General features: G+C 48.0%; 10 protein-coding genes. 3 read left to right on the top strand and 7 right to left on the bottom strand.

The window, feature by feature from the left end:
- Both E3J62_09565 and E3J62_09560 read left to right on the top strand, forming a co-directional pair.
- The coding region (locus E3J62_09565; protein TET44731.1) for a DNA adenine methylase at positions 1-281 on the top strand (281 nt) is incomplete at its 5' end.
- Between the two features lie 58 nt (positions 282-339).
- Positions 340-765, top strand: coding sequence for a hypothetical protein (locus tag E3J62_09560; protein TET44730.1), 426 nt, complete (start codon positions 340-342; stop codon positions 763-765).
- Between the two features lie 101 nt (positions 766-866).
- On the opposite strand, the gene E3J62_09555 is transcribed toward E3J62_09560, so the two are convergent.
- The 4 genes from E3J62_09555 to E3J62_09540 form a co-directional block, all read right to left on the bottom strand.
- Complete coding sequence (locus E3J62_09555; GenBank protein ID TET44729.1) at positions 867-2,831, bottom strand: hypothetical protein; 1,965 nt, start codon at positions 2,829-2,831, stop codon at positions 867-869.
- Between the two features lie 382 nt (positions 2,832-3,213).
- Positions 3,214-5,496 carry a hypothetical protein gene (locus tag E3J62_09550; protein TET44728.1) on the bottom strand — a complete coding sequence of 761 codons (2,283 nt, stop codon included), beginning with the start codon at positions 5,494-5,496 and terminating at the stop codon, positions 3,214-3,216.
- A gap of 115 nt (positions 5,497-5,611) precedes the next feature.
- On the bottom strand, positions 5,612-6,742 hold the full coding sequence (locus E3J62_09545; protein ID TET44727.1) for a hypothetical protein: 1,131 nt from the start codon (positions 6,740-6,742) through the stop codon (positions 5,612-5,614).
- Between the two features lie 302 nt (positions 6,743-7,044).
- Entirely contained in the window at positions 7,045-7,992 is a 948-nt protein-coding gene (locus E3J62_09540; GenBank protein ID TET44726.1) for a hypothetical protein, read from the bottom strand.
- Between the two features lie 262 nt (positions 7,993-8,254).
- Between E3J62_09540 and E3J62_09535 the strand changes: the two genes are divergently transcribed.
- Positions 8,255-9,028 carry a hypothetical protein gene (locus tag E3J62_09535; protein TET44725.1) on the top strand — a complete coding sequence of 258 codons (774 nt, stop codon included), beginning with the start codon at positions 8,255-8,257 and terminating at the stop codon, positions 9,026-9,028.
- A 57-nt stretch (positions 9,029-9,085) separates the two neighbouring features.
- On the opposite strand, the gene E3J62_09530 is transcribed toward E3J62_09535, so the two are convergent.
- The 3 genes from E3J62_09530 to E3J62_09520 all read right to left on the bottom strand — a co-directional run bounded on the left by E3J62_09530 (position 9,086) and on the right by E3J62_09520 (position 11,770).
- Positions 9,086-10,027, bottom strand: coding sequence for a hypothetical protein (locus E3J62_09530; protein TET44724.1), 942 nt, complete (start codon positions 10,025-10,027; stop codon positions 9,086-9,088).
- A 71-nt stretch (positions 10,028-10,098) separates the two neighbouring features.
- Positions 10,099-11,352: a hypothetical protein gene (locus E3J62_09525; protein TET44723.1), complete on the bottom strand. Its 1,254-nt coding sequence runs from the start codon at positions 11,350-11,352 to the stop codon at positions 10,099-10,101.
- Between the two features lie 142 nt (positions 11,353-11,494).
- The gene (locus tag E3J62_09520; GenBank protein ID TET44722.1) at positions 11,495-11,770 is read right to left on the bottom strand and encodes a hypothetical protein; all 276 of its coding nucleotides are present in this window, start codon (positions 11,768-11,770) and stop codon (positions 11,495-11,497) included.
- Positions 11,771-11,974: the final 204 nt, after the last annotated feature.

Raw genomic sequence — 11,974 nt, 5'->3', positions numbered from 1 at the left:
TCATTTACTTCGACCCACCATATCAACCTTTGAGCAAGACCTCGAGCTTCACCAGCTACACCAGCAATTCCTTTGGTGAAGACGAGCAGCGCAGGCTTTCAGAAGTCTTCAAGGAATTGGACAGACGTGGCTGTAAGGTTATGCTTAGCAATTCTCACACGAAACTCGTTCGGAAGCTTTACAAAGGTTTCAAGCTGGAGAAGGTGCTTGCCAAAAGAGCAATCAACTGCAAAGCAACAGGTAGAGGCGAAATAGAGGAGTATCTCATTCTAAACTACTGATGGCTAACTGACATACGCTGTCTCGAGCATGGACGTTAGCCATTGAAGGAACGGAACCATGGTCCCTCGCGATACCGGAACCGGAGGAGTCCTGGAAATGATGGTTTTGCCATCGTTAGCTAAGGGGAACTACGAGTGCGAACGCCAAGTACAGGTGGGTGAGCGTCTCGGCGGCGGAAAGCACGTAGTTGACGCAGTGGCCAAAGACAAGAGCGGAAAGGCATTTCTCATATCTCTGAAATGGCAGCAGGTTCAGGGAACTGCTGAGCAGAAAGTGCCTTTTGAGGTCATCTGCCTCGCCGAAGCGGTTGAATCCTCGCATGGCAAATACGAGAAGGCGTATCTGGTACTAGGTGGAGAAGGGTGGAAGCTAAGGAAGTTCTACATTCGCGGTGGCCTCGATCCCCATTTCACACACGCTCACCTAGTAGCCATCGTATCTCTGGAGAACTTCGTCGCAAAGGCCAACAAAGGGGAACTCTAGACTATTGAACATGGCCGAGTGCGGGAAACACACTCGGTCTTTAGCAGCAAAGAGGGGCGCATGAGCCCGGTTGCGCATCTTCCTCCCTCTCGCACTGCCCATCATTCCAGCGGGAACTTCAGATCCGAATCAACCCCACCCAGTATATCCGTTACTTTCCTACGAATTTCGTCCAGAGTTGCCTCTCGCTTATAAAAGAAATGGTTGAATCCCTTCCAATCTGGCTTGACTCGTTCGGGGGCCACAACGTCGTAGACCACCTGTTCGAGGTTCGATATCCATTTCCCATAAAGCGGGAAGTCCTCCGATGGATTTGCGATGTCCAGAATTGTATATTTCTGTGGTCTCTCTTCGACTTTGAACTCTGTTGCTATCTTCTTCACAGGGCTAAAGAACAGGTCGAACTCATCAGTGACCAAGTTTCTCCTCACTTCGGATGTCTGTACAGGGTCGCCGGATGTCTTCAGATACACTATCTCGTGAAGCATACGAATCACGTGGAAATGCCAGTATTTGACAAATTCCTTGACAGCAACTTTCTCGTAGTATTGATAATTGGGGTCTTCCAAGTCAACACTATAAGACCCAATCTTCCTGGGGTATAGATGCTGCCCCATCGCCTCTAGCAGCCTATATACTCGAAATCCAAACAGCACATCGTCTATGAAATTCTCTTCACCCGAAGACAGCATAACTTTGGACGGAGATAGAGCGATCCTAGAGAACCGATCTGAGCTTGACAGTTGGTAGTTGAACACGGCATTGTAGAATTTCTCATCAGAGAAAATAATCCCCTTCTGGTTTCCTGCGATCTGGGGTTTGCCCATCAGAGCAAGGTATATCTGCCCAACCAGCTGATTCTTGATAGTTCTGTATACTCTACCCCTAACGCCAGGTACCTTGAACAGACTCTGTGTGTTGCTTCTCAACACCGATCCCCAACCCCCATCCTTATAGTCATAGAAGATCTTCTTGGACACGTTCACAAAGGTGTTGCTAAGCTCTCTCTGGAGTTCGTCATTAGAGTACCTGTTTCTAGACGTAATAGGGTTCTGGAGATTCGCTGCATTGGAAATACGTCTAATTCGCTCCGCATCATTGATGTCAGTCTCTATGATTTTGGTCGGAAGGTATGAAACCAGCGTGTCAGTCTCTTTGCCGCCCTTCCTCCAGGACTCGTACATCTCGAAGATGGCATATGCAGTCTGGCAGCCATTGATAATCTGTGGTTGTACCAGTTTCAAATTATCAGTGTTTATCTCTGCTCTCTCACAGATGAATGTGACCCCATTATTGAGTACCGCAAATTCCATCGGCCTATCTTCTAGGGTGCGTTTGATTTCTCCAGCAATTAGACTCGACAGACTCGTTTTGGGAAGCTGAAACCTAAGGTTTTCCTCAAATATGCCGTCCCCAACATCACGTACGAGCTCGTATATACTCTCTGTGGGGATTATCATGAAATACGCTTTCGTACTTCCTTCATCAAACATAAAGAATCTGTTTTCGTCAAACGGTAGGTATACTTCTCTCGGCCTTATCGCAGCCGTTGGGTTAGTGATTCGCAGGTACTCCCTCTTCAGTCTCTCGAAGTCATACAGGTGTACGTCGTTCGCGCGGGCGTATTCGTAGGCGTTGTTCCTCGGTGCCGTCGTGAAACCGCCGAACGCCACTATTATGACTTTCTCCGGCAGTTTGCTTCCCCTGAAGTCTTGGACAAACTGACGTCTTCGCTCGTTGCCATCCTCCGGTGCGGTGTCCACCCGTCGTCTTGCGTTAAGAACCTCATCAATCTCGTTCTTCCCGTAGTTCTTCGTAAGAGGACTGTCTGAATATTTGCACTGGATTATCATTTTCGTGGGGAATTGATCGTCGACAATCCCAATATCGGCTTTTTCATCTCCGGCAGAGCCTATGTGGAACCTGTTTACCACGTCTCCTGGATCAAGATCCAGGAATCTGCAGGCGAACCAAACCGCAAACCTGTCACCAGTAGACGTAACAGCGTGGCTCTCGAACGCCCGCATTTCTTTCTTCACCTCTTGGATAAAAGCCTCGTCAGTCACCTGGACCACCTCACTTCTCGATACACCCTTCCTTTGTGTTTAGCCGCCACCTGACCCACACGCACTACTACTCGCCCCCAATCATACTCCCTTCAATTGGGTCTGTCAACCGGAACATAATCTCGCCCCCCCTTAGATCGCAGCTTTCCAATCTCAGACGCTAGAGCTCTGCATTTCGCTCCTAGCAGATCAAAAATGACCTTGCCGGATAAAGTGTTGTCAGAGCTTGACCGCTCGCAAGCATCGGCTGAACGGTCTGAGCGCCGGGGCCATCGTAGCTCTTTAGGTATATGCATGTCAGTCTTGTCCGATTGAATCCTGCCTAGGTCTTCTTCATGATGCGGTTCTCGTTTCTCGGAGGATGAATACTTGACCTTCGTCCCTATACATCTTCTACCTCCGCAGGTTCTACAATAATGAGTGACTTCATTTCCTCATAATGCCTTTCATCCTCAGATTTGATCAGGGCAAGAATATCCGCGAGGACTTTCGGCGTCTCGGACAATATAGAGAAATCGTGTTCAGGTTCGGCGATCTGTCCCTTATGCGAGTGGGTGTGAAGGAAACGTAGGATTCTGGTCTTTTTTTCTGGGTCAAAGTCCACGGAATCTAATTGCTTTCCAAGGTCACCGGCATATCCTGGGCGCTTGAATGCTAAGAAGGCCTCAATTACCCGGCGTGCCACATTTGGCAGGTGGTAGTAATTCTCCAAATTCCCATCACACTGCGTTTGGGATTCACAGAATATTAGACTAAATAGATAATGATATTCTGATTCGTATCTTTCCAGCAGAGGAGGAATTTCGGATATCATAGAGCAACGACCGTCGCCCTTGTTCTCGCACTGAACCATGTAGAATCTAGCTGGTCTTTCTTCGATGTCCCTTTTCTTCTGTCCCTTGAGGTGATGGAACCAGTTCTTCACTTGTCTAAAGAACGGAAAATTGTGCGTGAGAATGAAGATCTGCCCAGCTTCTTTTGTCCGCTCCTTCATAAAACTGAAAGCATAGAAGAGAGCGTTCGAATCCAAGCTAGATGCTGGGTCATCGATCACCACAATTCCATTTTTGAGATTGAAGTTTTTGTCACTAAGTGATTTCAAGAAATATAGGAAAGCAATACCACCTCTTTCTCCCTCACTCAGTGAATCCGCAATTTGGTCTCTTCTGAATATCTGATACCCGGTGTCCATTACCTTGAATTCCAAATCGTCCCGTCCAAGATAGTTCGTCAAATCATCGTTGAGTTCCTCTGCAGGTTTACGATGCTCAACTATCTCTGTTTCCAGTTTCTCGATTTGCCGAATCAGCGTATCAACTTCGTTTTGGATTCGACAGCTGGCTTTCGACGCTTCTTCAATCGCTTTCTTCTTTTCCGAATACTCTGGAAGCGATTTAGCAACTAGCGATTTCTCCAATTTCTCGCGGGCATTCATAATACTCCTGTCAAAATCTTCGCTCTCCTTATTATGCTGCAGAATGATCTCGTTAACATCGTTCAGTTTTGATTTATCAATATTCGGATGAGCAAACGTTGAGGGAACCGATTGAAAAAATTTGGTTCTCTTTGCTTGAAGCTCGTTTCCCAGTTCTTCCAGGGCCATTCTCTGCAGAGAGATCTGTTTGCGCAGTTCAGACACCGCGCCTTCAAATGACGCTGTCAAATGGTCGTACAGTTTCGCCTCATCTGGAACATTCAATACGTCGCAAGCAACTATTTGCTTTTCCAGAGATTCAATCTTCTGATCGATGTTCGAGGTGAGCAAAATGAATTGATCGTTGAAGTGGGCCTCGAGCTCCTTCATGCGCCCTTCCGGCAACCTTTGCCCACAAAATAGACAGGTTTCAGTGTCTTCCTTCTGGTGTTTCTTCAGTCCCGACTTCACCCAGTCAGCTAATTCCTGATTCTCTTTCAACTCCTTGAGAACTTCGCCTACAACCGCCTGTTCAAGAATACTTTTCACTTCCGTATGCAACAACTCCAAATCTTGAAAAGCAAAAGACACTTCTGAAATGCTTTCCTTGGGGGTTGCCTCCTTCTGCTTTTTCAACTTGTCCGCCTCAGCATCGCCCAGTTCATATACGGATGGCTCTTTCTCTTTCAATAACTCTTCACTTCTGTTTCTGTAATGGGTCTTATTATAGTTATTGTAAGGATTGCTCCCAGACGAGCTCAGAAGAGGTTTTATGGTATTATTGGCTCTGTCCCTACAATAGTTGTCCAGTCCGGTCTTCTTTTCCGATGCGATCTTCTGCTTCTCAGCTAGCTCCTCACGCTTCTTCTCTCTCTGCAGTTTCATCTCATCCATTTTGGCCTGCTTTTCGATGTTTTTTTCACCCAGATGAAAGATAGGCGTAACCGAACCATGACTTGTAAAGACATTTTCATCAACGAAGGCTTCATTGAAAACGCGAACCTGAGGCAAAGCTGTTTCTGTTGAAATACCGTTCAGATCTATTGTGCGTCCCTCGACCACAACCTTAGCCTCGCCTTCAGCCAGCGACTCCCGCTTTTCCATGGTTCTGAAAAGATTGGTTAAGGTTGTCTTCCCAGAGCCATTCCAACCATATAGAAGGTTGTAACGGGCAAACTCAGCAAGACTAGCGGGCCAGGAGAAATCAGTAAAGCAGCGATACTTAAGACTCTTGATTTTTCGAACTTTCATTGGCCGCCCTCCTCAAGGGCACAAGGGACGGTGCATGACATTCTGACACCTGTGGGCGCTTTGCCGATCTTCCGCCGGATAACCTCGGACAGAGACTCGACGACTTGGGTCTGCACTACTCCGGATCCCGTTCAAGTTTTCTGATCACAATGGCTACATCCGTACTGGACAGGAACGCGTCGCTTTCAACCACGAAGTAATATGTCCCCTGTTTATTGATATAGATCCATTCCTTGATCTCCCTCACGTTGTTGGCCTCAGAAACAGCCGTGTGCTTACTATTAGATTTCCTCTTAAAGTAATTTAGCTCATCAAGAACGAAGAAGTCGATTGCATTGAATGGGTCGAGGGAAACAACGGTGACTGCTATTTTGAATCCCTTGTCGAGAGGGAACTTTGCAGATTTTGTACCGCTAGACGAAACCTCGACCACCCTGTTGTAAAGGTAGCCCTCAGGTCTCGAGATTGACTGACTTACCATGGCCCTTAGCAGATTCCTGGCCCTTTTCCTTTCATTACTTGAAGGCAATTTATTTATGAGAAAGACGAGGCCGGAAATCCACTCACTGTAAATACCCGCACTTTTGCAGAGCTCGCCACATTTCCATGGACGGACTGATAGAGTCCCTGCTGTCGTAGCGAAGGTAAACACATAGGGAACTCTAACCTGCTCGGCCATACTCAGTCCACTTTGATTGATCCCGATCCCGAAAGCTGACTCTAGTCTTCCATCGGGCAACTTATCAGGGGCAATAATCTCAGTCGCATAAATCACTAGCTCCGGCTTCCCGTCGTCATTGAGGTCTTTTAGCTCCCCTCTTTTGTCTGACTCTGAAATCTTAGAGAGGACTGGTCGTGCATTCGGCCCTTGGTATAGTACAAATACATCTTCATAGTAAGCATTGCCCCCCATAGCATGGTGGATCACCAGGGATTGTATCGGTCCCCACTTCCACAACTGCCATCTCACCTCGTCGCGGTTGCCAGTCGTCGTTCTGTTTCCGGGGGACAAATCACGCTCCGTTTCCTGAAGCAGCATAATCTTGCCACTGGTGTTCCGAAGCACGACACATCCATCTTCAAAACTGACAGTCTCACTACGTCCGTCGCCATCGATGTCAAGCGCCATTGATGCATAAACTGAGCCTGTTAGCCCAGCAATCATAAGAAGCATCAGAACAGAGATTGTGATACAGATGAGGCGCCGCACATTCTGTACTGCAAAGCTTTCAGCATAGCTACTCATAACTCACCCCCTCTGGGATGGGACTTGGTATTGAGGCTTGAAAATTGCATGTTGTCGGTTTATTGTCCAACGCCCGTTTCCTCAAAAACGACATTCTCGTGACTCCTCATGAGCGATTCTATCCCACCCCGCTGACAAAGTCAATGTCCCGCCCAACTCCCATTTTCACACTTTCACATATGTACATATGTACAAAAACCTTGGGGACGGTGCTTGACATTTTGACATTTTTTCCTCAGAGACGATATTCTCGCCACTTCTCATGAGCGGTTCTCTAGATAGATACTCAGATAAGACACTATTTATTGCATCACAACCATTCGCTTGAGCCCAAGGATACGGCGATATTGGGGATCGAGAGTTTCGAAATTCTCCAGGACCAACTCCATGAGTCTTTCTCCGGCTACCAACCCAATGGTTTTCAGACCTGCACGTGCAGCCTCTTGCCGAGCAGAGGCGGGAAAATGCCCAGTAGTCATAATGATTCCGAACTCATCCTGGGCAAGTGTCCCCCGGAGCATGCGAACGGTTGGGGCGCCGACAGCACCTTTCACACGCTTAACCTGTACTTTGACTGGGACTTCCAGAATGTCTGAAACAAGAAGTGTACCTTGATAGTCTACTCCTCCATCACCTACATATTGTGTAACCTCTCCTGTGAACCCCAGCACTTCTAGGAGACCTCCAACAAAAGCCTCAAAGCGCTTTGGTTCGATAGACCGAAGTCTTTCCAGCAATTTCTTCCTCAGTTTATCTCCTACGACTATTTTCTCTGGATCCACTGGCAGGCCTTGCTCCTTCTCAAGGATTTGCTCAAGGTGTGCCGTTATCTCAAAGATGGTTTGCAGCGATCCTAGCTTATGTTTGAGAGAATCACTCAGCTCATCTCTTGGAATTTGGATCGTCCAATCTATTGATCTTCTATGCTTATAGGGACAACCATCTTTCGGTTTCTCCTGGTATCTGACTCCTGACCTAACCCGTCCGGCTATATATCGGCTTCTGGGTAGATCCGGAGTGAGTATCCAATCTCCTTCTTGGATATCCAGAACAAATTTCCTGAAAGCTCCCAATTTCGCGCCGATCTGTCCGGGGCTACCACCAAAGGTCTTTTTCAGTTGCTCTCTCATCTGGTCGAGTGTTAAGCCAGTTAGATCCCCGGCCTTAATCCATCCTATGCCTGCAAAATCACCTTTGAGGAAGTGGCCCACGAACTGCCCACCGCCTGCTCTAACGATATATCCCTTCATTGATTGCGGTCTCCCTCGAATATGTTTGATTCTCGAATTTGGATGCACCTCGCACTGAAGTCCAAGGCGCAGTGCCTGATATTCTGGATGAAGTCACTGGAGTTCCATTCCCGACAGTCGTCTTCGCAAATTGCCCGTTTTAGTGTTACAAATACGTTGCTCTGTCCGATCAGTTGTCCTAAGATAGCACCGAGCCCATTCGTTGTCAATATGGTTCTATCTTTCGCGTTCTTGAATCAAGTACCGACAGAGGGGAGTAATCATGGAACTTTGCGTTGGGAAGCTGCAGGTTAAATGTTTCTCGGATATCTTGAACAGAATATCTGATTCTGACCTAAGCCGGCTCACTTGTTCTACCATTCCTCTCCTATGCTATTGGAAAGATTCTGCTGCGGGAATAAGGGCTATCCTGCAGGGAATCCATGCTGAATTCGCTGAACCCAGCAGACTATGCTTTGAGTATCCTGTCAAATCAGCGAGCGAAAGAAGTAAACCGTCATTTACGGACGTGATGTATTGTTCAAAACCAATATCTCTTGCGATCGAAGGAAAATGGAAAGAGGGCAGGTACCAGACCGTGTGCCAGTGGCGCACGCAGGGGAACATAGAGAATAGGCAGAGAGTTCTGAAGCATTGGAAAGGATGCGTTGTGCCGAGAAGCAGTGGGATAGGATGCATCGACAACGTTGTGTATCAGATGTTACATCGGACCGCCTCTGCGTGCACCCAGGAATCCGACAAGGTGGTCGTTCTGTACCAAGTGTTTCATGATTCAAGCCCCAAAGGTGTGGACTATGGAAAAGATCTGAAAACGCTTACAGAGGCCATATCACCAAGAGGCAATCTTGAAATATGGCTGCAAGATATCAGAATTGACAAGACGGAATTGTATGATGATTTGGAGAAGGAGATTAAGAGGATCTGTGGATCGCAGGACAGTGTAAAACGGAAGGCATCGATTGTGAGGAAAGCAATATCGGGCGGTGAGCTCTTCCGCTTCGAGGTTAGGCGCTTAAGGAGGTTTGGATGCAAATGATTGGTCCGTGGCCTGAGGACGAACCTCGATTTCACTCCGAATCTACGTGCGAATCTATCATGCGCCGTCGGCTGTTTCAACGTAGTTCCAGCAGACCTTTGTGAGTTTGACGGGATGAAGAAATTGCGGTTCGGAAGCTGTCCACCTTTGATTCCCTTTCCGAAGGACGATCTCCGTGATGCTGAAAATCCTGGGGTATTTATGGCGCGGCGAAAATCCAACCGGCGGGCCTTGTATTACTCCCCAGCCCAAAGCAGTCCTGAATGGTTCCCTCAGATTTTTCCTGCTCCGTCTAGCCCCATCAGCTTTAATCTTGTGGACACCTGTCTCAAGGCCACCTAGGGCTACGTAATGAACCGGCTTGTCCCGCCACCAACTTCCATATTTGTAGTATGAAAGAGATATCAAGATGGTGGGAGAATCGGACCACTCATGCGAATCCCTGAGAAATCCATCGATGTGCCCGGCGTAGATCTGCCTACGTGCCTTGTCTCCTTTGCGCGAACCCTTCTGCTCGAAGGAGCCACCGAGTGAGCCAAATCCAAGCACAATAACGGTATGCCCACCAACTTCGACATTACGCAGGATCTCACCTTCTGGCCTACCGAGAATCGTGCCTGGAAATTCTGTCCACCACCTCCAGCCGGGGGTGCTCCGCCACGCGGCAATATCGTGTGAGCCAAGGGCATAGAATATGTGCACATGCTTCTTCTGCAAAGACACCAATCTGTCGAGAAGCCGTTCGTACTGCTCACGCGTCCAGTCCGCGAGTACTGACCCATAGATCTTACTACCCTCAAACAGGTCTCCGGCAAGCAGGAGGATATGTGGGGGAGTCTCAAGTATCCGTGTGAGCATATCATCCAATTCATCAAACAGATACTCTCTTCTGAGGCGAGTCGACTGCCAATTATCCTTTCTGCTTTCACCTCCTTGATTCGGTTCCCAGTCGGACGTGTGATAGATACGAATCTCTTGGGTGCTGACAGAGCTACCCACCTATTCCACCCCTGTCAAGCGTTCGATGTACGGAGCATGTCCTCTTCCGTGTTTCGTGAGGCAGAGAAGATTCAGTGTGATTTTTCCGACAGCTCACTGAGTTCCTTGATGATATATTCAACTATTGAGCACAGTTTCTTGTGATTCTCCTGAAGTTCACTGAGTGGTACCACTAGATCAAATGAGGAATCCAGGGATAGTTTCTTCTTATTTCTCTTTTCGTATCCGGGAGATAGCTCGGCGAATTTGTCCAGGAAGTTCATCGCTATCTGTTTTGAGCCAGGTAGGCCCAGGATCCTCTCGAGTTGATTGGGTAACCACTTGGAGAAAGTGCGGGCAATGCCATTCCTATCGACCCAAAAAAGAGTAAAGAGCTCGCCACTTCCGGATGGATCGGAGATCTTCACGACATAGCTAGCCTTTTTCCAAACAACATCGGAACCAAGATCTTCCATGTCATTAATCATCTTGCGTGCATAAGCCACAAGGTCTGACTCCACATTTTCGCTGAGGGTACGAAAAAAGGCTTCTTGACTTATCGTGCCAGTAGTGGTCGGTGGAGGTTCGGGTGGAAGAGTCACGCTGATGCCCTCGGTTTTGCCACGGATCTCCACGACTGCGCGGGTGATCTCTTTTGTTCTAGCCACGATTTGAGGAATTACCAGTAGGGATCTGTCGTTGTCGCCCTGGAGTTCATAGACTTGCAGTTCTACAAGCGCCAGAGTGAAATACAACTGCGGTGTCTGGTTAAGGAATTCAGCCATCTCCTCGACGCTTTCACGAATTCCGTCCCCTACCACCAGGAGCAGAAATCTGCCATCCCGAATGTTGCGGCTTACTGCATCCACAATCGTTGGCTCTTCGTCCTCTTCGATTGGCTCAATGGTTCGGAGTGTGTCTATGATGCTGATGTCGGCCTTCCCGCACTTCTTGTTGTAAGTGCGAACACGTTGATTTAGGTCTTCAAAGGACCACCGGCGGACCTCCTTGGCGTAGTCTATGATCTGACCGGCAACCTGCCGCCGGGCTTCCGGATTGCGCCAGAGTTTTGTTTCGACGATAGTCAGATAGCCCTGAGGGCTTATGAAAAGGTTGTCTATGGGGCCAACATTTGTCTGTACCTCTCTTCCGACAGAAATCGCGGGGGCAAAAACAGGCTCTATGTCGGCCACAGGTAAGACTTCAGGGTTCGCTTCTATAAGGTCTTGCAGCCATCCTTCTTCAAAGGCCTTCTCACTAAAGGGAATCCGCCTTGGCTTTGTAATCGATTCGTCTGGTCCGATGATTATCGGGTCTCCATGCCTCCTTTTGCCAAGCACAACCATCTTGCTAACCTCCTAACAAGGGAAACCTGGGAACCGGGTCCCTTCGTAACTCAGAACGTTGATTGCAAAACTTAGATCGAAAAACACGAAACTGGTTGAGATTCGAATTTATCTTCGGTTGCCTTCCCTGTGTGTGCCATTATTATGAGGGCTTCTTTCCTCGAGCCGCTTCCGAAGCTTTGGCAGCTTGTTCATAAATAGACGTCTTCCACGACTTCGGGAGATTCTTGACATTCAGTTTCTTCAGTGCCTTGAAAATCTTTGGTTTTAGGCGGGTGTCAAACATCACGTGGCATGAGGGACAAAGCATCAACAGGTTGCTCCCTGTTTTCTTGCCCTCAGCGGCAATATGGGCCTTTTGTCTGACATCCACATAGTGTCCGCACATCTCACATGTACCTTCATTCGATTTATTCATTGCTTATTATCCTCGGGACGATGCCCTTGGACTCCACTTTTGACGTAACTCACATAACGAGAATTTTCTTTGTTAGCTTTGGCATTACGTCATTCAAACTACGCCCTGGCGACAAACCGAGGGGCAACGGTGAAATTTCAGACCTTCCATTCTTGCCAACAGCAGAAGCCATTGTTGCACCTCCTTTCTATGATGCTCCGGTTA

The organism is candidate division TA06 bacterium (genome assembly GCA_004376575.1).
GTDB lineage: Bacteria > Hydrothermota > DG-26 > E44-bin18 > E44-bin18 > E44-bin18.
This window is presented reverse-complemented; position numbering and strand designations above follow the sequence as displayed.

What these genes read in the sequence shown, in the direction of transcription:
- E3J62_09540 (TET44726.1), bottom strand. Translation starts at nt 7,992, where the DNA reads ATGAAGGGATATATCGTTAGAGCAGGCGGTGGGCAGTTCGTGGGCCAC.
- E3J62_09545 (TET44727.1), bottom strand. Translation starts at nt 6,742, where the DNA reads ATGAGTAGCTATGCTGAAAGCTTTGCAGTACAGAATGTGCGGCGCCTC.
- E3J62_09550 (TET44728.1), bottom strand. Translation starts at nt 5,496, where the DNA reads ATGAAAGTTCGAAAAATCAAGAGTCTTAAGTATCGCTGCTTTACTGAT.
- E3J62_09525 (TET44723.1), bottom strand. Translation starts at nt 11,352, where the DNA reads ATGGTTGTGCTTGGCAAAAGGAGGCATGGAGACCCGATAATCATCGGA.
- E3J62_09535 (TET44725.1), top strand. Translation starts at nt 8,255, where the DNA reads ATGGAACTTTGCGTTGGGAAGCTGCAGGTTAAATGTTTCTCGGATATC.
- E3J62_09560 (TET44730.1), top strand. Translation starts at nt 340, where the DNA reads ATGGTCCCTCGCGATACCGGAACCGGAGGAGTCCTGGAAATGATGGTT.
- E3J62_09520 (TET44722.1), bottom strand. Translation starts at nt 11,770, where the DNA reads ATGAATAAATCGAATGAAGGTACATGTGAGATGTGCGGACACTATGTG.